Source organism: Clostridium nigeriense (assembly GCF_050585245.1).
GTDB lineage: Bacteria > Bacillota > Clostridia > Clostridiales > Clostridiaceae > Clostridium > Clostridium nigeriense_A.
The window spans coordinates 235,008-260,679 of record NZ_JBNOOF010000004.1 but is presented as its reverse complement, the minus strand read 5'-3'; the positions used below and the strand labels follow the sequence as shown (position 1 = coordinate 260,679).

The window sequence follows — 25,672 nt, the reverse complement described above, 5'->3', positions numbered from 1 at the left end:
CAGGGGGTTAGACAAATGGCAAAAATGTATTATGAAAAGGACACAAATTTAGATTTATTAAAGGGGAAGAAGGTTGCTATAGTTGGATATGGTAGCCAAGGACACGCACATGCATTAAACTTACAAGAAAGTGGAGTAGATGTTGTTGTAGGACTTTATAATGGAAGTAAGTCTTGGGAAAGAGCTGAAAAAGCAGGATTACAAGTAGCAACAGTTGCAGAAGCAACAAAGGTTGCTGATGTTATAATGATTTTATTACCAGATGAAAAACAAGCACAGGTTTATAAAACAGAAATAGCACCAAACTTAGAAGCAGGAAATGCTTTAGTATTTGCTCATGGATTCAATATTCATTATGGACAAATAGTTCCACCAGCAGATGTAGATGTATTTATGTGTGCACCTAAGGGACCTGGACATATGGTAAGAAGAACTTATACTGAAGGATCAGGAGTACCATGTTTAATAGCTGTATATCAAAATGCAACAGGAAATGCTCGTGATTTAGCACTTGCATATTCTAATGGAATAGGTGGAGCTAGAGCAGGAGTTCTAGAAACTACATTTAAAGATGAAACAGAAACAGACCTATTTGGAGAACAAGCAGTTCTTTGTGGAGGTTGTACAGCTCTTATAAAAGCAGGTTTTGAAACTTTAGTTGAAGCTGGATATGCACAAGAAAATGCATATTTTGAGTGTTTACACGAAATGAAATTAATTGTAGACTTACTATATCAAGGTGGTATGAGCATGATGAGATATTCAATATCTGATACTGCTGAATATGGTGATTACATGGTTGGGGATAGAATAGTAACAGATGAAACAAAGAAAGAAATGAAGAAAGTATTAAAAGAAATCCAAGATGGAACATTTGCAAAGAACTGGTTATTAGAAAACCAAGTTGGAAGACCAATGTTTAATGCAAGAAGAAAAATGGAAGCAGAACATCCAATTGAAGTAGTTGGTAAAGAACTTAGAGAAATGATGAGTTGGATAGATGCTAAGAAGTTAGATTAATATAAAGGCTGCCGAAAGGTAGCTTTTATAATTTCCATCCTTCAGTTTTGAAGTATTAAAATATCATAGCAAGGTGACTTGGAGCGAAGCGACAGAACCTAGATATGATATTTTAATACTTTTTTATTTGAAATTATTTATATATTTTTTTAGTTTATGCTAAAATATTAAGTAATAAATAAGGAGGAAATTAAATGAATATTAAAAGTTTTTTAAATTTAGTAGAGATTCGAACAAAGGTAGCAAGTGTTATTCCTTTTTTATTAGGAACATTTTATGCAATATATAGATTTGATACTTTTAATGTGAAGAATGCTATTATAATGTTTTCTTCAATGATAATATTTGATATGACTACTACAGCTATAAATAATTATATGGATTATTCTAAAGCAATAAAAAAAGAAGGCTATGGATATGAAACGCATAATGCAATAGTAAGCCATAATTTAAATCCAAAGATAGTAAGAGTAACTATTTTCACTATGCTAATCATGGCGACTACTTTAGGATTATTATTAGTTAAAAATACAAATATAATAGTTCTATTAATTGGAGCAGTATCCTTTGTTATAGGAATTACATATTCTTTTGGACCAATTCCAATTTCAAGAACACCTTTTGGTGAAATTTTTTCGGGACTAGCTATGGGATTTATAATAACATTTCTAACTATTTATATTCATGTATTTGATGCGGGAATATTAAATATAAGTTTTAATGAATTAAGTAATATAAGTATTAGCTTTAATATTATTGAGTTAATAAATATATTTTTAATAAGCGTATGTCCAATAATGGGAATATCCAATATAATGCTTGCAAATAATATTTGTGATATAGAAGATGATATTGAAAATAAGAGATATACATTACCAATTTATATAGGAAAGGAAAATGCATTAAAGTTATTTAAATTCTTATATTATATTGGCTTTATAGCAATAGTTATAGGTGTATTAATTGGAGCATTACCTACAATTTCAATAGTAACTCTACTAGCCTTAAAATTAGTTCAAGGAAATATAAATAAATTCAACAAACTTCAAACAAAAAAAGATACATTTATATTGGCTGTGAAGAATTTTGTAATTACGAATTTAGTTTATGCTTTAACTATATTAGGTGGAGTATTATTACAATTAATAATTAACAGTTAACAATGGACAATTAGGAAAGTAATTTATTTAAATTACTAAAATAAGATTTTAATATATTTTTTTTGTTTTAACTTTTAGATTCAGGTGCTACAAGAAATATAACATTTCACTAACAGTATAATTTATAAAATTAGAGAGAAAATAATTATGTAGCAAGAGAGGAGGAGTTAAAGTGAAAAAAATATTAATTGGAATGTTGATAACTTGTAGTTTAGGAATAGTTGCTTGTGGAAAAACTAATACAGAAAACCCATCAACAAATAATAATGCTGGTACAGGTGTAACAGACGGAACAAATGGAAATACAAATGGTACAGGTGTAACAGATGGAACAAATGGAAATACAAATGGTACAGGTGTAACAGATGGAATCGGTGGAACTAACCCAAATACTAATGGCGCCAATATGCCTGGATCATCAATGGATGAAAGTAGAACTTCTGTAAATAATTTATATACAGAATTTAAGGGAAAAGTTGAAGGTGGAATAGAGAATATAAAAACTGAGGACTGGGATAAATATAGTACTGAATTTAAAGGGAAACTTACCAATTTAAAGAATACAGTTGAAGACGCTTCTTTAAGAAGCACTGTTACTGATATGGAAAATCTATTTAATGAATATGATACAGCTATAAGAGAAAAATCAACTGTCGCTAAAGATAAAGTTGAGGAGATAAAAACAAGAATTGAAAATGCATTTAAATAAATAATTAAAAGGTTATCTTAAATATCATTGTTTTAAGATAACCTTTGTTTAATATTTAGGGAATTATATAGAAGCACTTTTTTAATGTATAATCTATTTATTAAAGTTAATAAATAGATTATATTGGAGAGATTAAATGAATTACGTTTATATATTAAAATGTTGTGATAATACTTTATATACTGGATGGACAACCTCTTTAGAAAAAAGACTTAAGGCTCATAATAGTGGAAAAGGAGCAAAATATACTAAGGCTAGGTTACCAGTAGAAATAGTTTATTTTGAAGAATTTGATAATAAGATAGAAGCTATGAAAAGAGAATATGCCATAAAGCAATTATCTAGGCAAGAAAAATTAAAATTAATAGATAGAAAAGTGAATAATGAAAACTCAGATTAAGCTACGTTTCAGCAATTATACATTAACTATTATGAATTGTAAATATGTCTAGACATCTACATGTATAGTTGTTAATAAGAGTAAACAAGAGTAAATGAGAGAAATATAAAAATAAACTTATAAAATAACTAAAAATAATTAAATTTAAATTAAAATCGTTGATTTTGATGAAAAGTATGATAAAATTAGTGTAGATTTTAATTTTAAGTGCATACGATGTACTATAAATTAAAGGACATAATAAAATAAAGGAGGATAGAAAAAGAAAATAAAGCGCCAGAACTTAAGTGAGCCTCTAAATCTATGATTTAGTCAGGCGAACTTACTCATTCGAATGAATATGAGAAGGAGTTTCCTAAAAGATGTAAAGGGAAGCTCTAATAGCCAAAAATAAAACTTAGAGGCTTACTTAAGTGGACGAGGTTGGGGAGTATCGATACTTCGGCGGGTGCCCCACGGTATTGCACACTACCGTTAACAGCTAACAAAACTGTGAAGTGATTTGCAGGACAATATTAGCTTGGTGTTAAAGCCTTCAAGGTGATGTCTCACAATGAAAATGTAAAATTAAAGAAGAAAATCTTTAAGTAGCTACTAAAATAAATATATTTTTAGTAGTTTATTTTAAAGTAAATAGGTAATTAGATATTTTACATTCTAAATTTTAAATTTTGCGATGTATGTGACAGATCCTTAATTTAGAAGCAAAAAATAATAGACAATGGAAGGAAGAAAGAAATATGTGCGGAATAGTTGGATTCGTAGGAAAGAAAGAAGCATCTCCAATATTAGTTGAGGGATTATCAAAGTTAGAATATAGAGGATATGACTCAGCAGGAGTGGCTGTATTAGAAGACGGAGAAATAGAAGTTAGAAAGTATAAGGGTCGCTTAAAGAATTTAGAAGATAACTTAAAGCAAAATCCTTTAAATGGGAATATAGGGATTGGACATACTAGATGGGCAACTCATGGAGAACCATCAGATGTTAATTCACATCCTCATACCAATGGGGATGCAACAATTAGTGTTGTTCATAATGGGATTATAGAAAATTATATAAAATTAAAAGAATGGTTAAAAACTAAGGGATATAAATTTTATTCAGAAACTGATACAGAAGTAATTCCAAACTTAGTAGATTACTATTATAATGGAGATTTATTTGAAGCTGTAACTAAAGCTACATCAAAGATGGAAGGAAGTTATGCTATTGGAGTTATCTGTAAAAATGAGCCAGATAAAATAGTAGCAGTTAGAAAAGATAGTCCATTAATAGTTGGACTTGGAAAAGGTGAATATTTCATAGCTTCTGATATACCAGCAGTTCTTAATCATACAAGAGAAGTTTATTTATTAGAAGATAAAGAATTCGTAATAATAACTAATGATGGAGTAGAAATTAAAACAGAAGATGGGGAAGAAATTACTAAGGAAGTTTATCACGTTACTTGGGATGTAGATGCAGCAGAAAAAGGTGGTTATGAAGATTTCATGTTAAAAGAAATCCATGAACAGCCAAAGGCAATAAAAGATACATTAACATCTAGAGTTTTAAAGAATACACCAGTTAAATTAGATGATATAAATCTTACAAAGGAAGAACTAGAATCTTTCGATAGAGTATTTATAGTTGCATGTGGAACAGCTTATCATGCAGGATTAGTTGGAAAAACTATAATAGAAAAATTAGCTAAGATACCAGTAGAGGTTGATATAGCTTCAGAATTTAGATATAGAGATCCACTTATAACAGAAAAATCATTAGTAATAGTTGTTAGCCAATCTGGAGAAACAGCAGATACTCTAGCAGTTTTAAGAGATGCTAAGAAAATAGGAGCAAAGGTTCTTGCTATTACAAATGTTGTTGGAAGCTCAGTTTCAAGAGAAGCTCATCATGTTATTTATACTTGGGCAGGTCCAGAAATTGCAGTTGCATCAACAAAGGCATATGAAACACAATTAATAGCATTTTATGTTGTAGGATTATACTTTGGAGAGCTTAAGGGAACTTTAGATAGTAACTTATCAGAAGAAATAAAAGAAGAATTACTAGAATTACCTGAAAAAGTGGAATTAATCTTAAATAAAAAAGATGAATTACAAAAATATGCTTCAAAGCATTATATGAATAAAGACTTATTCTTCTTAGGAAGAGGAGTTGATTATGCTGTAGCATTAGAAGGGTCATTAAAACTTAAAGAAATATCTTATATTCATTCAGAAGCATATGCTGGTGGAGAACTTAAGCATGGTCCAATAGCATTAATAGAAAAAGAAACTCCAGTAATAGCATTATTAACTGAAGATAGGTTAAAAGATAAGATGATAAGCAATATTAGAGAAGTAGTTACAAGAGGTGCAAGAGTTTTAGGAATAGCAAATGAAGGTGACGAAGATGCTAAAGAAGTGTGTGATGATGTAATTTATATACCAAAAACAAACCCATTATTAAGTCCAGTATTATCAGTAGTACCACTTCAATTAATATCTTATTATATGGCAAAACAAAAGGGTTGTGATGTAGACAAGCCTCGTAACCTAGCAAAATCAGTTACTGTTGAGTAATGATATATTTAAGGAGAGAAATAATATGAGAGAAGAATTAGTTAAAAAATTATTAGAAGATTATAAGGAGACAGAAAAAGCCTTAGAATTAGGAATAGATTGGTTAAATGAAAAGGACTATGCTATGGGGAAGCTAGACCTAGTGAAAGTAATAATTAAAGACTTAGAGCAGTTATCTGAAACATCAGCTAACTAATATATAAATTTCAACTAAAAGCTATGCATCAAAAGATGCATAGCTTTTTTAAAATATCAAGTAATTTTGCAACACCTATTTTACTTATTTTTTTATGAATTTCTAAATCAAAAAGGGTTTTAATAAGTAATTGAAAATAATTTTCAATAATTATCTTGACTTCAAGATATAATAGGATTATAATTATCTTGAAATCAAGATAATGTAGGTGAATATATGGATAATGTGAATTTAAAGCTAGTTATTGCAATGGCTAGAACTTATGATAGTTTATTTTTTGAAGTAGAAAAAAGTCTTAAAGAATTTGAGCTAAATATAAGTGAATTTGGTGTTTTAGAAATGTTATATCATAAAGGTGATCAACCTGTGCAAAAGGTAGCCGAAAAGATTCTTGTTACTAGTGGGACTATTACTTATGTAATAAATAAGCTAGAAAAAAAGGATTTTGTAGTTCGTAGAAAATGTAATAAAGATAAAAGAGTTTATTATGTTTCATTAACGGAAAAGGGACATGATTTTATAGACTATATATTTCCTAAGCACAAGGACTTTATAGATAATTTATTTAAAGATATAAGTGAAGAAAATAAAATTCAACTTCTTGAAAATTTAATTCAATTAAGAAAAGTTTTAAAGTAATTTTTTTCATTGAAAATATATAAAAATAAAATAGGGTAATGGAAGATAGGAGAGGATTATAAATGAATAAAAATTTTTATGATGCAATAAAGGAAAGAAGAAGTATTTATGCAATAAGTAAGGAGTCACCAATATCAGATGAAAGAATTAAGGAAATAGTAGAGGATATAGTAAAGCACGTACCATCTGCTTTTAATTCTCAAACAACAAGAACTGTTATTTTATTAGGAGAATCTCATGATAAACTATGGGATATAACTATGGAAGCTTTAAGAAAGATAGTTCCAGTAAGTGATTTTGCATCAACTGAAGGAAAAATTAATTCTTTTAAGGGTGGATATGGAACAGTATTATTCTTTGAAGATTTTGGAATGGTAGAATCATTACAACAACAATTTGAGTTATATAAGGATAATTTCCCAGTATGGGCTGTACAAACTTCAGGTATGATGCAATTCTCAGTTTGGACTGCTTTTGCAACAGAAGGTCTTGGAGCAAGTCTTCAACACTATACTGAATTAATAGATGCAGGAGTTAAGAAGGAATTCAATATACCAAGTACTTGGAAGATGATGGCCCAAATGCCTTTTGGTAAGATTGTAGCAGGAGCAGGTGAAAAAGCTTTTAATCCAATAGAAGATAGGGTTAAAGTCTTAAAATAAGGAGGTTAAAATGTTACGAAAGTTAGATCATAGAAATATGGGAAAGAGTGATTTAGGATGGCTACGAAGTATATTCCATTTTTCTTTTGCAGATTATTTTAATATTGATAACATGAACTTTGGAGTTTTAAGAGTTATAAATGATGATTTAATATCAGCAGGAACTGGTTTTGATTTTCATCCACATAAGGATATGGAAATTGTATCTTATGTTATTAATGGTGGATTAACCCATGCAGATACAATGGGGCATAAAAACACTGTATATAGAGGCGAAGTTCAATATATGAGTGCTGGAACAGGAGTTTATCATAGCGAGCATAACTTAGGTACTGAAACTACAAGAATACTTCAAATATGGATAGTTCCAGATAATAAGGGATATAAGCCAGCATATGGAGATCACAGATTTAAAGAAGAAGATAGACAAAATAAATGGCTTAATATAGTATCAAGTAATGAAGGAAATGCACCTATAAAGATTAATCAAGATGCAAACTTTTATGTAGTTGAATTAGATGAAGGAAAAGAAATAGATTTTCCAGTAGGCAAAGGAAGACAAGGGTATTTAGTTCAAATAGAAGGAGATTCTACTATTAATAATATTGATATTGATGAAAGAGATGGACTTGAAATAGTTGAGGAAGATATAAAAATTAAAGCAAATAAAAAATCACATATACTTGTTATTGAAATGAAAAAAGCATTAAAGTGGTAGGTGCTGTCGCATAATTAAAATAAGAGAGGCTGTTTGATACAGCTTCTCTTATTTTGATTACAGTAATTATTTTAAAATAATTATTATCTTTTAAATACAAGAAAAATTTGGTATAGTGAATTTACGCTATGTTTATTAGAGAAAATATTAATTGCATAATAGAACATGGCAATGCAAATACTTAAAATATTAAAGTGTTTTTATATAAATTAATTTTATTATTTAGGAAATTATATCTTATTAGAATTTAAAGGAGGATTAACAGGCAAATGAGAAAAACAAAAACCATGGATGGAAATACCGCAGCAGCTTATGTTGCTTATGCTCTTACAGAAGTAAGTTCAATTTTCCCAATCACCCCTTCTTCACCTATGGCTGAGCATGTAGATGAGTGGGTTGCAAAAGGAAGAAAAAATATTTTCGGTAAACCAGTAAATGTAGTTGAAATGCAATCTGAGGCAGGAGCAGCAGGAGCACTTCATGGTTCCCTTCAAGCAGGAGCTTTAAGTACTACTTTTACAGCTTCACAAGGTTTATTACTTATGGTTCCTAATATGTATAAGATTGTTGGTGAAAGGCTTCCAGCAGTTATTCATGTAGCTGCAAGAGCAATTGCAACATCATCATTAAGTATATTTGGTGATCACCAAGACGTTATGGCAGCAAGACAAACTGGTTTTGCAATGCTTTCAGAAGGATCTGTTCAAGAAGTTATGGACCTAGCACCTGTAGCTCACTTAACAGCAATTAAAGCTAGAATGCCTTTTGTAAATTTCTTTGACGGATTTAGAATATCTCATGAGATACAAAAGATTGAGGTTTTAGAATATGATGAATTAGCAAATCTTGTTGATTATGAAGCTTTAAATGAGTTTAGAAAAAGTGCTTTAAATCCTGATCATCCAGTTATAAGAGGAACAGCACAAAATCCAGATGTATACTTCCAATTAACTGAATCATTAAATAAGTATTATGAAGATATTCCTGATATAGTTGAAGAATATATGTCAAAAATAACTGAGCTTACTGGAAGAGAATATCATTGTTTTGATTACTATGGAGATCCAGAAGCAGATAGAATATTAGTAGCTATGGGTTCAGTAATTGAAGTTGCAGAAGAAACTATAGATTACTTAAGATCAAAGGGAGAAAAAGTAGGACTTGTAAAGGTAAGACTTTATAGACCATTTTCAATAGAAAAGTTATTAAAGGTTATTCCAAAGAGTGTTAAAAAGATTGCTGCATTAGACAGGACTAAGGAGCCTGGTTCTATTGGCGAGCCTTTATATTTAGATATAGTTAGAGCAGTTAATGAAATGGAAAATCCACCAAAGGTATATGGAGGTAGATTTGGACTTGGTTCAAAGGATCCATACCCATCTCATATAGCAGCAGTTTTTGATAACTTAAAAGAAGAGAAACCAAAGAATAGATTTACTATAGGAATAGAAGATGATGTAACTTATTTATCACTATCACCTAAGGAAGATATAGATGCTACACCAGAAGGAATAACAGCATGTAAGTTCTGGGGGCTAGGTTCAGATGGTACAGTTGGGGCGAATAAGAGTGCTATTAAAATTATAGGTGATCATACAAATATGTATGCACAAGGATATTTTGCCTATGATTCTAAAAAATCAGGAGGAATTACAGTTTCCCACTTAAGATTTGGTAAAACTCCAATAAAATCTCACTATGAAATAGATAAAGCAGATTTTGTTGCATGTCATAATCAATCTTATGTTTATAATTATGACGTATTAAAAGGACTTAAAAAGAATGGAGTATTTGTTTTAAATACTATTTGGAGTGAGGAAGAATTAAATAAAAAGCTTCCTGCTGAGATGAAGAGATATATAGCAGAAAATAATATACAGTTCTATATTATTAATGCAATAAAAATAGCTCAAGAAATAGGTCTTGGGGGAAGAATTAATATGATAATGCAAGCAGCATTCTTTAAGCTAGCTAATATTATTCCTATTGAAGATGCTGTTAAGTATTTAAAGGATGCAGTAGTTACTTCCTACGGTAAAAAAGGTGAAAAAGTTATCAATATGAACTTTGAAGCCATTGATAAGGGATTAGAATCATTAATTAAAGTAAATCTTCCAGAAGATTGGAAAAATGCTGAAGATGATATGCTTGAAGAAAAGATGAATGTTCCGAAGTTTGTAGAAGAAATATGTATTCCAATAAATAAATTAGAGGGCGGTAGTTTACCTGTATCAACATTTGTAGATTCAGGAGTTTCAGATGGAACATTTATGGCTGGTACAACTGCCTTTGAAAAGAGAGGAATAGCAGTTAATGTTCCTGAATGGCTTCCAGATAAGTGTATTCAATGTAACCAATGTTCATTTGTTTGTCCTCATGCAGTTATTAGACCATTCTTAGCAACTAAAAAGGAGATAGAAAATGCTCCAGATAGTTATAAGAGTGTAAAGGCTAATGGAGTTAAGGGAGATAAAGAATTCCATTATACTATTGGAATAACTCCTTTAGATTGTACTGGATGTGGAAACTGTGCTCAAATTTGTCCAGCACCAGGAAAAGCTTTAGTAATGAAGCCTATGGATACTCAAAGTGAACAAATTGAAGCATGGAATTATGCTATTGAAGAACTTACTCCAAAAGAAAATCCAATGAGTAAGACTACAGTTAAGGGTAGCCAATTTGAAGAACCATTACTTGAATTCTCAGGAGCATGTGCAGGATGTGGTGAAACTGCTTATGCTAAACTTGTAACCCAATTATTTGGTGATAGAATGATGATTGCCAATGCAACAGGATGTTCATCAATATGGGCTGCGTCAGGAGCTGCTACTGCATATAGACCAAACCATAATGGCCATGGTCCAGCTTGGGCTAATTCATTATTTGAAGATAATGCAGAATACGGATTAGGAATGTTCTTAGGAGTTAAGACAATTAGAGATAGAATTGCTGATAATGTAAGAATAGCTTTAGAAGAAGGAAATATGTCTGAAGAAACTAATGCTGTATTAAAAGATTGGTTAGATAATGTAGATAATGGAGAAGGAACAAGACAAAGAGCTGAAAGCTTAAGAAGAGTTCTAGAAGCACAAAATTCAGATATAGCAAAAGAAATATTAAAGGATAAAGAATTTTTTGTTAAGAGATCTCAATGGATATTTGGTGGAGACGGATGGGCTTACGATATTGGATATGGTGGCCTTGATCACGTATTAGCATCTGGAGAAGATATAAATGTTTTAGTATTTGATACTGAAATTTATTCAAATACTGGAGGACAGTCTTCTAAATCTACACCAGAAGCAGCTGTTGCTAAGTTTGCAGCAAATGGAAAGAGAACTAAGAAGAAAGATTTAGGTCTAATGGCTATGACATATGGTTATGTTTATGTAGCACAAGTATGTATGGGAGCTAACTTAAATCAAACTCTTAAAGCAATTGCAGAAGCAGAGGCTTATAAGGGCCCTTCATTAGTAATAGCTTATGCTACTTGTATATCTCATGGAATTAAGATTGGTATGTCTAATACTCCATATGAAGAAAAGAGAGCTGTTGATTCAGGATACTGGCATCTATATAGATATAATCCAGATTTAAAGGTTGAAGGAAAGAATCCATTTAACTTAGATTCTAAGGAGCCAAGTAATAGCTTAAGAGATTTCTTGATGGGAGAAGTTAGATATGCATCATTAGCTAAAGCTTTCCCGGAAATAGCAGATGAGTTATTTGAAAAAACAGAGCAAAATGCTAAGGAAAGATACGAAAGATATAAGAGTTTATCACAAAATACAATATTATAATTTAATATAGTAGACACATAAATTTATCTTAAGTAAAATAATATTAAGTTGCAAAAGATAAATGACTAAGATATGGAATATAGCCTTTTTAGATTCAATACATTCATTAGCTTTTAGCATGGAAATTTTGGAACTATTAGGGCTATTTTTTATTTATAACTTCTAACTCTGCTTTAAACCATTAATCTTCTTTATATCATATTCCATGACTTGGAGTTTACGACAAGTAAAAAAATAATATGTATCTTAATATGTATTTTGTAAACAATCACAATGTATAGATTGATTTTTAAAATGATACACTATACAAAAAAGTCGAAAAAATATAAAAATAAGTGTGTTAATAAGTTATACACTAGCATTTACTATGTTTTTATACTTTAAAAAATATAAAAAATCTTAAGAAAATAAAGGGATTACTAAATATTTTTAAAGTTGGTATAATAATTGCTATATATAATTTCAGAAATAATAAAATAATTTTTTAGGAGGATTTATTATGAAAAATATCTATTTATTCTGTGACGCTGGAATGTCAACAAGCTTATTAGTAACAAAAATGAGAGAGGTTGCAGCTAAGCATAATGTAAATGTTAACATAGAAGCGCTTCCATTTGCAAAGTCTTTTGAAACATTAAATGAAAAGCAAGTTGATTGTGTACTTTTAGGACCACAAGTTAAGTTCTTACTTAAAGATATAGAAGGACCTTGTAAAGAAAAAAATGTTCCTGTAGCTGTTATTAATGCCGCTGATTATGGAACTATGAATGGTGAAAAAGTTTTAAAACAAGCAATAAAAATGATAAAAGCTAATCAATAGTATTAGTAAGAAAGAAGAGGGGATATAATGAATAAGTTTGAGGCAATGTTAGAAGAAAAGGTTATTCCAATAGCTCAAAAGATATCTGCACAAAGGCACTTAAGAGCTATTCGTGATTCATTTGCAACAATAATGACTTTCTTAATTATAGGGTCAGTATTTATGATTATAGCTGATTTCCCTATTCCAGGTTGGGAAGACTTGCAAGTTAAGCTTTTTGGGGAAGGTTTTTATCAATTAATAAAGACTCCAGTTAGAGTGACATTTGATTTTATGGCTGTATATATAGCAGGTGCTATAGCATATAACCTTTCGAAGAGATATAGAATAGATGCTTTTACAGTATCTTTGTTAAGTATAGCAAGCTTTATTCTTTTAATGCCATTTGATCAATATATTGAGATAGAAGGAACTTCTCACTATGTTGGAAGAATGATCGAGATTGGTAACTGGGTAGGAGCAAAAGGGATTATAGTTGCTATATTTGTAGGTATTGCAGTTACAGAAATATTTAATATATTTGTAAAGAAAAATATTGCAATTAAAATGCCACCAAGTGTACCAGAAGCAGTTTCAAAGGCCTTCTCAGCACTTATTCCTGGATTTGTAATTATTACATTAATGTTAATAGTTCGTACATTATTCCAAATGACTTCATATGGATCAATATTTGATATGATTTATACTCTTATATCAGCACCAGCACAAGCTTTAGTTGGTAACAATATATTTGGAGCTATAGGATTAGCAATATTATCTACTTTATTCTGGTTCTTAGGAGTTAATGCAACTTCAACATTAAATGGTGTTATTAGACCATTCTGGTTACAATTACAAGAAGAAAATATGGCTGCAATTCAAGCAGGATTACAACCACCACATATTTTAACAGAACAATTCTATGATCTAATATGGATGGGAGGTATTGGTGCAACTCTTGCAGTTTGTATATTCTTAGCTTTAAGAGCAAAATCAAAACAATACAAGGAAATTGGTAAGTTATCAGCAGTTCCAGGTATGTTCAATATTAATGAGCCAATTATGTTTGGATTACCTATGGTTTTAAATCCAATTGCATTTATTCCATTAATAGTAGCACCAGTTGCTCTTATTTGTATAAACTACTTTGCCATGAGTACCGGAATAGTACCAAAACCAAACGGAATTTATTTGCCTTGGACAACTCCTCCAATAATTCAAGGATACTTAATTACAGGAAGTATAAGAGGTTCATTATTACAATTATTCGATATGTTTGTTGTTATGGGAATATGGTATCCATTTATTAAGATGATGGACAAGAAGCAATATGAATTAGAAATAAAAGAAGCTGAAGAAGATGATGATGATTTTGATTTCTCACTATAATTTAAAAGTGGGGTAATAAATATGAATTTATTTGAGAATATAAATTTAGAATATGAATTTTTCCAAGATCTATTTAAAATTCTTGAAATAAATACTATTAAAGCTGAAAAGAAAGATGCCGCTCCTTTTGGGGGTGGCATTAAACTAGGTTTAGAATGCATACTAGATATATGTAAAAGCTATGGCTTTAAAACAACTAACTTAGATAACTATATAGGCTATGCAGAATATAAAAATGAAGATAGTGATGAATATGTAGGAGTACTTGGACATATTGATGTTGTTCCAGTAGGTGATGGCTGGAATACAGACCCATTTAAACCTGTAATAAAAGAAGGAAAGTTATATGCAAGAGGGGCTTTAGATGATAAGGGTCCATTATTTGCATCATTATATGCTTTAAAACTTTTAAAGGATTCAGGGATTAAACTATCTAAGAATGTTAGAATTATATTTGGAACTAATGAGGAGTCAGGAACTGAAGATATAGATTACTACTTAGAAAGAGAAAAGCCACCAGTATTATGTTTTACTCCTGATGCATACTTTCCAATAGTAACATCAGAAAAAGGTATATTAACTTTTGAGCTTACTCACAAAGTATCGCCTAGTGAAAAATATAAACTTGAATATATCAAGGGTGGGAAAAAATCTAATATAGTTCCAGATATTTGTGAAGTTAAGTTATCTTTTAAGGATAAAGAATTTTTAAATAACTTCAATAATGTAGATTTAAATAAGAAGTATAATATTGAAACCTTAGTAAATGAAGATTCAATAATTATAAAGGCTTTTGGAAAATCTGCTCATGCTAGCACTCCAGAAGAAGGAGATAATGCAGTATGTAAGATGATGGAATACTTATATAAAACTTTAGACCTTGAAGATGATTTTACAGCATTTTTAAAGGATTTTAATAAGCTTATTGGAAAAGGTTATAATGGAGAAAATTTAGAAATTAACTTTGAAGATGAAGAATCAGGAAAGTTAACTATGAATTTAGGAATTATAAATGGAAACTCTGAAGAAATAAGAATGAGATTTAATATAAGATATCCTGTTACTATAGATTTTAAAGAGATAGTAAAAAAGGTAGAAGAAAAGGTTAAGTTAAGTACTATAGATTTTGTTATGGGAAATCATAATTATCCACTACATTTTCCAAAGGATCATAAACTTATTCAAAGCTTAAAAATAGCATATGAAGGAGCTTTCAATGAAGAAGCTAGACTTTTAGCTTCAGGGGGAGGAACATATGCTAAATTAATGCCTAATACAGTAGCTTTTGGCCCTCTTAATGAAGGGGAACCTGATTTAGCTCATCAAAAAAATGAATATATCGAAGTTGCTCAGTTAAAAAAATGCGTTGAAACCTATGCAAGAGCAATTTATGAATTAGCAAAATAGATAAAAAGTCCTAGAGAATTTAACTCTTTAGGACTTTTTTACTTTTAAAAATTATAGTAACTAAATTTTCATTAGTGATAATATGAATTTTTATTGTTAATATAAAGCTTTGATATTATTTTTATAAACAATAGAGTATAAAAAAATATATATTTTTTAAATAGTGTATAAAATATTATTAAAAAATAAAATAGTGTGTCGATGTATAAATTGTTAATGACTTCTATTAATACAGTTATCTATAGTGAATAGAAAAATATAAAAAATAGTTACTAAAAATCTAATTAAATTTACTTGGCATATATATTGCTTTATCAATAAGTAAGATAAATATTTAAGTGTTTAAATTACTTAGGAGGGAATATGTATGGAATTTAGAAATGAAAGAGACTCTATTGGTGAAAAGAAGGTTAAGAAAGAAGCTTATTATGGGGTGCAAAGCTTAAGAGGATATGAAAATTTTAGAATAAGTGGCTTAAATACAAATATAGAATTTATAAAAAACCTAGCATTAGTTAAGAAGGCAGCTGCTATTACTAATGAAAAAGTTGGAGAATTAAAAAGTGATTTATGTGATGCAATTGTAAAAGCATGTGATGAAGTTTATTCTGGAGAATTTATAGATGAATTTATTATAGATCCTATCCAAGGAGGAGCAGGAACATCTATGAATATGAACATGAATGAAATTATAGCAAATAGGGCTAATGAAATATTAGGATTTGAAAAAGGAAAATATTATCCAATTCATCCAAATGATCATGTTAATATGGGACAATCAACTAATGATGTTATTCCAACAGCTGCAAGTATAACAGGATATAAATTATTAGTTAAGTGCATTGAAAACATAAAGGTTTTAGAAGAAGCATTAGAAGAAAAGGCTAATGAGTTTGAAGATATAATAAAAATGGGAAGAACTGAAATGCAAGATGCAGTTCCAATAAGTTTAGCTTCAGAATTTAGAGCTTTTGCTCTAGCAATAGGAAGAGATGTTAAAAGATTAAATAATATTAAAGATTCATTGCTTACAGTAAATCTTGGTGGTACTGCAGTGGGAACAGGTATTACAGCTAGTAAAGAATACATTGAAAAAGTTAATGATGTATTAGCAGGACTATTTGGAGAAGCAGTTAATCAAGCTGATGACTTAGTAGATGGAACTCAAAATCTAGATAAATATGCAGAGATATCTTCACAATTAAAGGTTTGTGCAGTGAATATTAGTAAGATTTCAGGAGACTTAATATTAATGTCATCAGGTCCAAGAACTGGTTTTGCTGAAATTAAGTTACCAGCAAAACAAAATGGATCATCAATTATGCCTGGAAAAGTTAATCCAGTAATGCCAGAAGTAATGAAACAAATAGCATTTCAAATTATGGGTAATGATTTAACTATAACTATGGCGACTCAAAGTGGACAATTAGAGTTAAATGCTTTTTATCCAATAATTATGCACAATCTTTATGAATCTATAATAATATTAACAAATGGTGTAAAAACTTTTGTGGATAACTGTATTAAAGGAATTGAAGCTAATGAAAGAAGATGCAATAACCTTGTAAACGGAAGTATTGGTATAGTAACTGCATTAGCACCAGTATTAGGATATGAAAAGGCAGCTTCAATTGCTAAAACAGCTTTGAAAACAGAAAGATATGTTAAAGATATAGCAGTTGAAGAATGTGGAATGAAAGAAAATGAAGTTGCAAAAATATTGAATATTAAAGACATGATTAAAGTTAGCTAAAAGAAATGTATAGTGAAAAATTAAGAATAAATAATTAATGAAGAAATTCAGCTACAGGCTGAATTTCTTCATTATATTTACATTTTTATTTTTCATTCTTAATTAGTATTACAAGTGTTATTAAGAAAACAACTTCTAAATCTGATAGATTTATATTATAATTTTTCTCGATTAATGATTTTATTTCTAAAGTTAAAGGATAGTAATCCTTATAAATTGATTTTAGTTTATTTAGCGATGGCAATGTAGTAGAATCTATAAGATCAATTCTGTCATATATCATATCTATATGTATATGAAGGAATCTTTTAAATGTATCATTAGATAGCCTTTCTTTTAAATCTTTATCTAAGATTAGAAGCTTAGATAAAAGCTCATCATAAGCTGATTCTTCAAAAGTATAGCTAAAGTTACTTTGATTTTCTATTACTGTATCTATATAGTTATTAAAGTGATTTACTATAGAATTTGTGCAACTATCTTTATGATGTATAGCCCCATCTATATTGTTAATTAAGTCCTTGTATTTAGATAAAATAATATGCTTTTGTTTAATAAAGGAATGACTAGTTATCTCAGTATTTTTATCATAAACAAAATAGCCATCTACACAATTTAAAGATTCAAGTAATTTTCTTTCCTTATCTAAGTTTTTATTAAGAGCACTTTTAATATCTTTAGGCAAATCAGGACTATTAATCTTAATATGTTTTTTATTATTTATAAAATAATCTGTGTAAGAATTAGCTACTGCTAGTGTAATATCGCTTTTTAATTGCCCTACATTATACGGACAATCATATGATAATAAACTTAGCATAGAATTCTTTGAAACAAGTATAGGTTTATCTAACTTTAAGCTTTCTTCTTTAATAAAGTATTCTACTAAGGTTAAACGTTCTTCGATAAGTCTTTCATTTAAATCAGGTAAGTTTATTTTAATAGGAATTCTTCTTATAAAAGTATTTAATAATGATTGATTAATATCTTTATTAGTAGCACAGATTATTCTTGCAGAAGATTTTATTCTTTTAGATACTTCTCCAAGTCTTTTAAAATACCCAGTATCCATAAATACAAATAGCATTTCTTGCCCTTCACTTGGAAGGTTATGAATTTCATCTAAAAATAAAATACCACCATTTGCTTCTTCTATTAATCCAGGTCTATCTTCATTAGCACCTGTGAAGGTACCTTTTTTAACTCCAAACAATTGAGCACTTAATAATTGGGTATTATTTGAGTAGTCAGAACAGTTAAAATGTATAAATGGCATATCTTTACTAGTATCTAAAGAGTTAGCATATTCATGCATAAGCTTTGCTAGCATTGATTTACCAACACCTGTATCCCCTATTATTAAAGAGTTCATTCCGTTAGGTGGATATAATATAGCAGTCTTTGCTAATTTAACAGCAGGTGCAAGAGACGGATATAAATAACTAAGTTTATCTAAAGCAGACTTCTTAGAAAAGTCAGTAGCATTAGGGTTATTAAAGAAGTATTTCACAGGACGACTATTATTTTTAAATAGCTTACCATTTTTTAATAATAAATTTAAATCCTTACTAACATTAGAACGCTCTAAATTTAGATATTTACTTATTTCCAAAGTAGTAACCCCTTCACCACTATCTAGATTTTTAATAGTATTATAAATTAAATCTATTCTCTTCATAAGTTGATCCTTTCTACCCGTATAGTCATTGTATAGAAAATATATATAAATTGTATTTTTGTAATTAAAATCTTAACATACTGTATCGAATTTATTGTTATATGTATCATTTTACAATACACTTAATAAGAAAGCAAAATAATAGTTTTAATATTCTTCAAAATACATATCACGCAAAAGGTTGGCATAGATATTGCTTTTAATTATTGCATACAAATTAATTTGGAGGATAGACTTATGAAATATGCAATGATAGCAACATGGAGAATGGCTGTAGAAGGAATAACTAGTTCTGCAGAATTATTAAAAGATGGAAATTCAGCAGGAGATGCAATAGAAAATGCTATAAAAATGGTTGAGGACTTTCCCTTCTATAAATCAGTAGGATATGGTGGCTTACCAAATGAAGAGTGTGAAGTAGAATTAGATGCTGCTTATATGGATGGTGACTCACTTTCAATTGGTGCTGTAGCAGGAATTAAAGATTTTAAAAATCCAATTAGTATAGCAAGAAGATTAAGCAAAGAACAAGTAAATTGCTTCTTACAAGGTCTAGGAGCAGAAGCATTTGCTCATAAAAATGGATTTGAAAGAGCAAATATGCTTACAGATAGAGCAAAATTACATTATGAGAAGAAGAGAAGAGAAATTTCAAGAGAAGGTTTAAGTCCATACGATGGACATGATACAGTTGGAATGGTAGCATTAGATTGTGATAATAAGATGGTAGCCGGAACTTCTACAAGTGGATTATTTATGAAGAAAAAGGGAAGAGTTGGAGATTCTCCATTATCAGGTTCAGGTTTTTATGTTGATAGCGAAGTTGGTGGAGCTACTGCAACTGGGCTTGGAGAAGATTTAATGAAGGGATGTATTTCTTATGAAATAGTTAGATTAATGAAAGAAGGACATCATCCGCAGGAAGCAGCAGACATGGCTGTAGAAAGATTAGATAAAGAACTTATTAGAAGAAGAGGTAAAGCAGGAGATTTATCAGTAGTAGCATTAAATAACAAAGGAGAATTTGGCGTTGCTACTAATATTGAAGGCTTTTCATTTTCAGTAGTTACAGATGAATTAGAACCAACAGTTTATGTATGTAATAAACAAGAAAATGGTAAAACTACTTATGAAGTAGCAAGTGAAGAATGGTTAGATGCATACTTAAAGAGAATTAAGTCTCCTATAACATTTGATTAAGATAAGGAGTAAATTTTATGAAAATATTTGAGGCATGTGTAGGAAATTATAATGAAGCTATTAGAGCAGAAGCTTTAGGAGCTAATAGAATAGAGTTTTGTGATAATCTTTTAGAAGATGGAACAACACCTAGCTTTGGAAATATTAAAAAGGCTATTAAAACTCTTAAGGTTCCAGTAATGGTCATTATAAGACCAAGAGGTGGTAACTTTGAGTATTCTGAAGATGAAGCAGAGATTATGCTAGAAGATATTAGAATGTGCAAAGAAATTGGTGCTTATGGAGTTGTAATTGGAGCGTTAAAGGGAAACAAAATAGATTTAGACTTAACTAAGAAGTTAGTAGAAGAGGCTAAGCCTATGAAAATAACTTTTCACATGGCCTTTGATAGTATCGAAGATAAAAAAGCAGCTATTGATGAACTAGTAGAACTTGGAGTTCATAGAATACTAACTAAGGGTGGAATGGAAAATGCCCTAGCAGGTAAGGATGTCTTAAGGGATCTAGTTGAATATGCTAATGATAGAATTATAATTATGCCAGGAAAAGGTGTAAATAAGGAAAATAGAGAGTATATCTTAGAATATACTGGAGCTAAAGAAATTCATGGAACTAAAGTAGTTTAGTATAAAATGGAGGTATTAAGATGAATATATATGAGGAATCCTTAAAGTTTCACAAAGAAGTTAGGGGGAAATTTGAAATATCTTCAAGAGTTTCTATAGAAAATGAAAAGGACTTAAGTTTAGCTTACACTCCTGGAGTTGCAGAGCCTTGTAGAGAAATACATAAAGACCCAGAAGCAGCCTATATTTACACTAGAAAGTGGAATACAGTAGCAGTTGTATCAGATGGAACAGCAGTTTTAGGACTGGGGGATATTGGGCCTTTAGCAGCACTTCCAGTTATGGAAGGAAAGAGTATATTATTTAAGAAGTTTGCAGATGTAGATGCATTTCCTTTAGTTTTAGATACTAAGGATACTAATGAAATTGTAGAAACTATAGTAAGAATAGCTCCAACTTTAGGTGGAGTTAATCTTGAAGATATATCTGCACCAAGATGTTTTGAAGTGGAAAGATTATTAAAAGAAAGACTTGATATTCCAGTTTTCCACGATGACCAACATGGAACTGCAATAGTAGTATTAGCAGCTTTAATTAATTCATTAAAGTTAGTAAATAAAAGATTAGAAGATTTAAAAGTAATAGTCAATGGTGCTGGTTCTGCCGGTAGTGCTATAAGCAGATTATTATTATCTTCAGGAGTCAAGAATTTAGTAATATGCGATAAAGACGGAGCAATATATAAAGGGATGAATTATCCAAATGAAGCAATAAGAGAACTAGCACAAATATCTAACCCGAATAATGAAAAAGGAACTTTAAATAAAGTTATAAATGGAGCAGACTTATTTATTGGAGTTTCTGTTGGAAATATCTTAAGTAAGGATATGGTTTCAAAAATGAATAAGGATGCCATAATATTTGCTATGGCAAATCCTGTTCCAGAAATATTCCCAGAAGATGCAAAGAAAGCTGGTGCAAGAATAGTTGGAACAGGAAGATCAGATTATTCAAATCAAATAAATAACGTGCTTGCTTTTCCAGGAATATTTAGAGGGGCTTTAGATGTTAGGGCAAAGGAGATTAATGAAGAAATGAAAATTGCAGCAGCATATGCTATTGCAGATTTAGTTTCTAAAGAAGACTTAAATGAAGAAAAAATACTTCCAAAGGCCTTTGAAAAGGGCATTGGAGAAAAGGTTGCAGAAGCAGTAAAGACAGCAGCAATAAAAACAAATGTAGCAAGATAAAATGGAGGGTTAACTATGGATAATTTAGAATTAATATCATTTCAATTAATAAGCAATGTTGGAGAAGCTAGATCAGCTTTATTTGAAGCTATGAGAGCAGCAAGAGAAGAATGTTTTGAAGAAGCAGATAAATTGGTTGCAGAAGCAGAAGATTCATTAATTAAAGCTCATGAATCTCACAGCTCTTTAATTATGCAAGAAGCATCAGGAGATAAAGTCCAAATATCATTACTTTTAATGCATGCAGAAGATCAATTAATGACTACTGAATTATTAAAAGGAATGGCAAAAGAAGTTATTTTGACTCATAAAAAATATTCAAATAAATAGAATAAAATATAAAACTCAGGCTTGTTATAGTCTGAGTTTTATATTTTATTAAGAAAAAGTTAGCATAGGAAAGTTATTAATATAAAATAAGTAATTATTTAATTATTCCTTAAGAATTTATTACAGGAACATTAATATATTTATGCTATAATTCAATATGTATATGTAAAAAAATACAAAAAATTCTAGGTAAGGAGTCTGGCTTTGGATAAGTTTAAAAATTGTTTTACTAAATTTTATATAAATATATTACTAGTGCTAATGTCAATAATTATATATTATTGTTTTATTTATTTAGAAAAGCTTGATAAATCAGATATAGTACCAGGAATAATTTTGATATTTGTAATTACTTTGGAATTATTTATTGTGAATAAGAATCTAAATCTAAGATGGACACTCATATCTATTTTATTTTTAGGATTTGTCTTAAGAGGGTTATGGCTATTAAATGTAAATAGTATGCCAACTTCAGATTTTAGAGTAATTTATGAATGTGCACAGAATTTATTAACTGGAGATACTAGCGCTTTTTGGGGAAGTGGATATATAGCAAGGTTTCCACATTTAACTATTATGGTAATATATATGGCTGTAATGATAAAAATTTTTCCTGTTAATAACTTAATTATAATGAAGATATTTAATTTAGCATTTGGAATTATAACTATCTATTTAATATATCTTTTAGCAAAAGAAATATTTAACTCTAAGAAATTAGGATTATATGCAGCTAGCTTAGCTTCAGTTTTTCCTCCGTTAGTAACATATGTTGGAGTTTATTGTACAGAAAACATTGCTATTCCTTTATATTTATTAAGTACTTATATATTTATATTGGTAGTTAAAAATAAAAAAAGTAAATATTATTTGATATTATCTGGTGTAATTTTATCTATTGGAAATTTATTCAGAATGGTTGCAACTATTATGATAATAGCCTTTGGAATGTATTTAATAATATATACAAAGGATAAGATATTTGAAAAAATTAGAAAAATAGGACTTTATTTAATTCCATATTTAGTAGTTTTATTTACAGTAAGTTTTACTTTACAGTGGATTGAAGTAACTGAATTTCACTTGTGGAAAGGCAGTGAGCCTAAGGGTACTAGCATATTAAAGGGCAGTAACTTAGAAAGTGGAGGAAGATGGAATGAAGAAGATGCATCTATAGTAGATGAATATGAGTATGATTATGATATGATAGAAGAAGCAAGTAAAGAAATTATAATTGAAAGACTAACTACGACACATCCTTTAAATTTAGCTAAGTTTTATCTAGATAAATTTGCTATGCAATGGAATGAAGGAGATTTCGGAGGAGTTTTTTGGTCTGAACTAGATGTTCCAGAAGATGAGATAATATTTGATGTATCACTTGAATTACTACAAATAATTTATATATTAGTTATGATACTTGTATTTTTAGGAATAATCAATAGAAGAAAAAATCATAAGGATTTAGAAATTAATTTATTATATTTAATCTTATGTGGATATGGAGTTATGTATTTAGTAACAGAATCACAAGGAAGATATTCGTTAATAATTGCATGGGTATTTATTATTTTAGCAACAGAAGGAATTAGATTTTTATTTAGAAAATCTAATAGGGAGGAAATCTTTGAAAAGATATAGATGGATTATTTTAATTATAGGAGTTTTATATATAAAAGGGTTAATTTTCACATCATTTATTAACTCAGATAATGGGCTTTTATTTAGTGGAATAGAAATAGAGAAGGCATTATTAATTCCTCATATAGCTATATTAGGAATAATAATATTTCCTTGTTTATTATTTAAAGGAAAAGCATCTATTAAATATTTAATTTTTATAGATATTATATATTCTATTTTTATTATTCTAGATTTATGGACTTACAGAGGTACAGGACATTTACTAGCTCTTAAATTCTTATTTTATAATGAAGGGTTTAACACTTTAAATAAAGGAATAATTAATCCTAATATGAAGGATTTAATTTTTGTAGTTGATATTATTCTTATTATGTTTATCTATAGAAAAGTAGTTAATAAAATTAATTTTAAAAAGAAGATAGGCATTTCAATTTCACTTATAGCTGCTTGTTTTAGTATTTTAGGATTATATCATTATATATTTGATATAAGGGATGTATCAAATGGAGAAGTTAAATTTATTCAAGATGATTGGGAAGCATCATGGAATACTTATACTAGAGTTTGTTATAGATCTTTTTTGGGAAACCATATTTATGAAGATTATAAAACTGTATTAAAGCTTATAAAGGGAGTTAATGAAGCTGAAATTAAGGAAATAGATGAATGGTTAGCTTGGAATAAAGAAGATATAGAAGATAATGAGTATAAAGCTATTGCAAAAGGTAAAAATGTTATATTTCTTCAAATTGAGTCTTTAGAAAACTTTGTAATTAACGAAGAAGTATTTGGACAAGAAATCACGCCTAATTTAAATAAGCTAATTAAAAATAATATATATTTTAAAAATATATATGAACAAAATAATGCTGGAAACAGTATAGATATGGATATGATGGCAGCCTCAGGGGTATTACCTTTAGGTGATGTTATAACTTATTTAAATTATCCAGAAGTAAAATATAGTTCGTTACCAAGACTGCTAAATGAAGAGGGATATAATACCATTTTAACTCATGCTGAAAGAGCTGGTGATTGGAATTGGGCTGAGGCAGGTAAATCAGCAGCGGGATATAAGACAATATGGGATATAAATGATTATAATATAGATGAATATGCAGGTTTTGGATTATCTGATAGAAGTCTTTACACACAATTTGTGGATAAGCTTTCGAAGGAAGAAGGACCATTTTTAGCTGTTGTTCCTACTTTAACTAGTCATGGACCTTTTGATATAGCTGAAAAGTATAGAGAACTATATTTACCAACAGAATTAGATCAAAATAGATTAGGTGGATATTTTCAAAGTATTCATTATGCAGATAAGCAAATAGGATTATTTTTTGAATTATTAGAGGAAAAAAATTTGTTAGATAATACTATAGTGGTAATTTATGGAGATCATGGGGGAGTTCATAAATATTATATGGAGGACGTAGAAGCTAGTAATTTCGAAGGTGATTGGTGGCAAGAAAAGGATAATAAAGTTCCTTTAATTATCTGTGGAAGTGATATACCTAGTAAGATTGTTGAAAGTTATGGCGGACAAATAGATATTATGCCAACTGTTTCATATCTTATGGGATTAGATACAAAGGGATATCAAATGGGGAGAAATTTATTAAATACTAATAGGGATGCAACTGTTATTAAAGGGGGAATAGTAGTTGGAAATCCATCAGAGGAAGAAGAAGAGATGCTAAAGAAAGCATATGATATAGCGGATAAAATAATAAAAAATAATTACTATTATAAGACTAAAAAAGTGGACTAGTTATCCATCGT

Annotated in this window: 21 protein-coding genes; 20 read left to right on the top strand and 1 reads right to left on the bottom strand. The window is 29.4% G+C overall.

The window, feature by feature from the left end:
• Positions 1-15 precede the first annotated feature (15 nt).
• From ilvC to ACQPUY_RS08810, 14 genes are all read left to right on the top strand, one after another.
• A complete protein-coding gene (ilvC, locus tag ACQPUY_RS08875; protein WP_430840788.1) occupies positions 16-1,020 on the top strand; it encodes a ketol-acid reductoisomerase in 1,005 nt (334 codons plus the stop codon).
• A gap of 194 nt (positions 1,021-1,214) precedes the next feature.
• On the top strand, positions 1,215-2,180 hold the full coding sequence (gene menA, locus ACQPUY_RS08870; RefSeq protein ID WP_430840787.1) for a 1,4-dihydroxy-2-naphthoate polyprenyltransferase: 966 nt from the start codon (positions 1,215-1,217) through the stop codon (positions 2,178-2,180).
• Positions 2,181-2,352: 172 nt separating this feature from the next.
• Positions 2,353-2,889, top strand: a complete 537-nt coding sequence (locus ACQPUY_RS08865; RefSeq protein ID WP_430840786.1) for a hypothetical protein — start codon at positions 2,353-2,355, stop codon at positions 2,887-2,889.
• Between the two features lie 136 nt (positions 2,890-3,025).
• The gene (locus tag ACQPUY_RS08860) at positions 3,026-3,289 is read left to right on the top strand and encodes a GIY-YIG nuclease family protein (RefSeq protein ID WP_430840785.1); all 264 of its coding nucleotides are present in this window, start codon (positions 3,026-3,028) and stop codon (positions 3,287-3,289) included.
• A gap of 740 nt (positions 3,290-4,029) precedes the next feature.
• Positions 4,030-5,856 (top strand): glutamine--fructose-6-phosphate transaminase (isomerizing), encoded by a 1,827-nt coding sequence (glmS, locus tag ACQPUY_RS08855; protein ID WP_430840784.1) that lies wholly within the window; start codon positions 4,030-4,032, stop codon positions 5,854-5,856.
• 25 nt (positions 5,857-5,881) lie between these two features.
• The gene (locus tag ACQPUY_RS08850; protein ID WP_430840783.1) at positions 5,882-6,052 is read left to right on the top strand and encodes a hypothetical protein; all 171 of its coding nucleotides are present in this window, start codon (positions 5,882-5,884) and stop codon (positions 6,050-6,052) included.
• Between the two features lie 216 nt (positions 6,053-6,268).
• On the top strand, positions 6,269-6,691 hold the full coding sequence (locus ACQPUY_RS08845) for a MarR family winged helix-turn-helix transcriptional regulator (RefSeq protein ID WP_430840782.1): 423 nt from the start codon (positions 6,269-6,271) through the stop codon (positions 6,689-6,691).
• 62 nt (positions 6,692-6,753) lie between these two features.
• Positions 6,754-7,353 (top strand): nitroreductase family protein, encoded by a 600-nt coding sequence (locus ACQPUY_RS08840; RefSeq protein WP_430840781.1) that lies wholly within the window; start codon positions 6,754-6,756, stop codon positions 7,351-7,353.
• Between the two features lie 10 nt (positions 7,354-7,363).
• Positions 7,364-8,071: a pirin family protein gene (locus ACQPUY_RS08835; protein WP_430840780.1), complete on the top strand. Its 708-nt coding sequence runs from the start codon at positions 7,364-7,366 to the stop codon at positions 8,069-8,071.
• A 269-nt stretch (positions 8,072-8,340) separates the two neighbouring features.
• Entirely contained in the window at positions 8,341-11,871 is a 3,531-nt protein-coding gene (gene nifJ, locus ACQPUY_RS08830) for a pyruvate:ferredoxin (flavodoxin) oxidoreductase (RefSeq protein WP_430840779.1), read from the top strand.
• A gap of 499 nt (positions 11,872-12,370) precedes the next feature.
• A complete protein-coding gene (locus ACQPUY_RS08825; protein ID WP_430840778.1) occupies positions 12,371-12,691 on the top strand; it encodes a PTS sugar transporter subunit IIB in 321 nt (106 codons plus the stop codon).
• A 27-nt stretch (positions 12,692-12,718) separates the two neighbouring features.
• Complete coding sequence (locus ACQPUY_RS08820; protein ID WP_430840777.1) at positions 12,719-14,059, top strand: PTS sugar transporter subunit IIC; 1,341 nt, start codon at positions 12,719-12,721, stop codon at positions 14,057-14,059.
• Positions 14,060-14,080: 21 nt separating this feature from the next.
• A complete protein-coding gene (pepV, locus tag ACQPUY_RS08815) occupies positions 14,081-15,466 on the top strand; it encodes a dipeptidase PepV (protein WP_430840776.1) in 1,386 nt (461 codons plus the stop codon).
• Between the two features lie 367 nt (positions 15,467-15,833).
• Positions 15,834-17,219: an aspartate ammonia-lyase gene (locus ACQPUY_RS08810; RefSeq protein WP_430840775.1), complete on the top strand. Its 1,386-nt coding sequence runs from the start codon at positions 15,834-15,836 to the stop codon at positions 17,217-17,219.
• Between the two features lie 85 nt (positions 17,220-17,304).
• Here the strand turns inward: ACQPUY_RS08810 and ACQPUY_RS08805 are convergent, their stop codons facing one another.
• Entirely contained in the window at positions 17,305-18,897 is a 1,593-nt protein-coding gene (locus ACQPUY_RS08805) for a sigma 54-interacting transcriptional regulator (RefSeq protein WP_430840774.1), read from the bottom strand.
• 237 nt (positions 18,898-19,134) lie between these two features.
• Here ACQPUY_RS08805 and ACQPUY_RS08800 point away from each other — a divergent pair, with 237 nt between their 5' ends.
• The 6 genes from ACQPUY_RS08800 to ACQPUY_RS08775 all read left to right on the top strand — a co-directional run bounded on the left by ACQPUY_RS08800 (position 19,135) and on the right by ACQPUY_RS08775 (position 25,661).
• Positions 19,135-20,097 (top strand): N(4)-(beta-N-acetylglucosaminyl)-L-asparaginase, encoded by a 963-nt coding sequence (locus tag ACQPUY_RS08800; protein WP_430840773.1) that lies wholly within the window; start codon positions 19,135-19,137, stop codon positions 20,095-20,097.
• Between the two features lie 17 nt (positions 20,098-20,114).
• Entirely contained in the window at positions 20,115-20,723 is a 609-nt protein-coding gene (locus ACQPUY_RS08795) for a copper homeostasis protein CutC (RefSeq protein ID WP_430840772.1), read from the top strand.
• Between the two features lie 20 nt (positions 20,724-20,743).
• Positions 20,744-21,913, top strand: coding sequence for an NAD(P)-dependent malic enzyme (locus ACQPUY_RS08790; RefSeq protein ID WP_430840771.1), 1,170 nt, complete (start codon positions 20,744-20,746; stop codon positions 21,911-21,913).
• A gap of 15 nt (positions 21,914-21,928) precedes the next feature.
• The gene (locus tag ACQPUY_RS08785; protein WP_430840770.1) at positions 21,929-22,243 is read left to right on the top strand and encodes a PTS lactose/cellobiose transporter subunit IIA; all 315 of its coding nucleotides are present in this window, start codon (positions 21,929-21,931) and stop codon (positions 22,241-22,243) included.
• 204 nt (positions 22,244-22,447) lie between these two features.
• Positions 22,448-23,884, top strand: a complete 1,437-nt coding sequence (locus ACQPUY_RS08780; RefSeq protein WP_430840769.1) for a glycosyltransferase family 39 protein — start codon at positions 22,448-22,450, stop codon at positions 23,882-23,884.
• On the top strand, positions 23,871-25,661 hold the full coding sequence (locus ACQPUY_RS08775; RefSeq protein ID WP_430840768.1) for an LTA synthase family protein: 1,791 nt from the start codon (positions 23,871-23,873) through the stop codon (positions 25,659-25,661). Before ACQPUY_RS08780 ends, ACQPUY_RS08775 begins: the two co-directional genes overlap by 14 nt.
• Positions 25,662-25,672: the final 11 nt, after the last annotated feature.

What these genes read in the sequence shown, in the direction of transcription:
- ilvC (WP_430840788.1), top strand. Translation starts at nt 16, where the DNA reads ATGGCAAAAATGTATTATGAAAAGGACACAAATTTAGATTTATTAAAG.
- menA (WP_430840787.1), top strand. Translation starts at nt 1,215, where the DNA reads ATGAATATTAAAAGTTTTTTAAATTTAGTAGAGATTCGAACAAAGGTA.
- ACQPUY_RS08860 (WP_430840785.1), top strand. Translation starts at nt 3,026, where the DNA reads ATGAATTACGTTTATATATTAAAATGTTGTGATAATACTTTATATACT.
- glmS (WP_430840784.1), top strand. Translation starts at nt 4,030, where the DNA reads ATGTGCGGAATAGTTGGATTCGTAGGAAAGAAAGAAGCATCTCCAATA.
- ACQPUY_RS08850 (WP_430840783.1), top strand. Translation starts at nt 5,882, where the DNA reads ATGAGAGAAGAATTAGTTAAAAAATTATTAGAAGATTATAAGGAGACA.
- ACQPUY_RS08845 (WP_430840782.1), top strand. Translation starts at nt 6,269, where the DNA reads ATGGATAATGTGAATTTAAAGCTAGTTATTGCAATGGCTAGAACTTAT.
- ACQPUY_RS08840 (WP_430840781.1), top strand. Translation starts at nt 6,754, where the DNA reads ATGAATAAAAATTTTTATGATGCAATAAAGGAAAGAAGAAGTATTTAT.
- ACQPUY_RS08835 (WP_430840780.1), top strand. Translation starts at nt 7,364, where the DNA reads ATGTTACGAAAGTTAGATCATAGAAATATGGGAAAGAGTGATTTAGGA.
- nifJ (WP_430840779.1), top strand. Translation starts at nt 8,341, where the DNA reads ATGAGAAAAACAAAAACCATGGATGGAAATACCGCAGCAGCTTATGTT.
- ACQPUY_RS08825 (WP_430840778.1), top strand. Translation starts at nt 12,371, where the DNA reads ATGAAAAATATCTATTTATTCTGTGACGCTGGAATGTCAACAAGCTTA.
- ACQPUY_RS08820 (WP_430840777.1), top strand. Translation starts at nt 12,719, where the DNA reads ATGAATAAGTTTGAGGCAATGTTAGAAGAAAAGGTTATTCCAATAGCT.
- pepV (WP_430840776.1), top strand. Translation starts at nt 14,081, where the DNA reads ATGAATTTATTTGAGAATATAAATTTAGAATATGAATTTTTCCAAGAT.
- ACQPUY_RS08810 (WP_430840775.1), top strand. Translation starts at nt 15,834, where the DNA reads ATGGAATTTAGAAATGAAAGAGACTCTATTGGTGAAAAGAAGGTTAAG.
- ACQPUY_RS08805 (WP_430840774.1), bottom strand. Translation starts at nt 18,897, where the DNA reads ATGAAGAGAATAGATTTAATTTATAATACTATTAAAAATCTAGATAGT.
- ACQPUY_RS08800 (WP_430840773.1), top strand. Translation starts at nt 19,135, where the DNA reads ATGAAATATGCAATGATAGCAACATGGAGAATGGCTGTAGAAGGAATA.
- ACQPUY_RS08795 (WP_430840772.1), top strand. Translation starts at nt 20,115, where the DNA reads ATGAAAATATTTGAGGCATGTGTAGGAAATTATAATGAAGCTATTAGA.
- ACQPUY_RS08790 (WP_430840771.1), top strand. Translation starts at nt 20,744, where the DNA reads ATGAATATATATGAGGAATCCTTAAAGTTTCACAAAGAAGTTAGGGGG.
- ACQPUY_RS08785 (WP_430840770.1), top strand. Translation starts at nt 21,929, where the DNA reads ATGGATAATTTAGAATTAATATCATTTCAATTAATAAGCAATGTTGGA.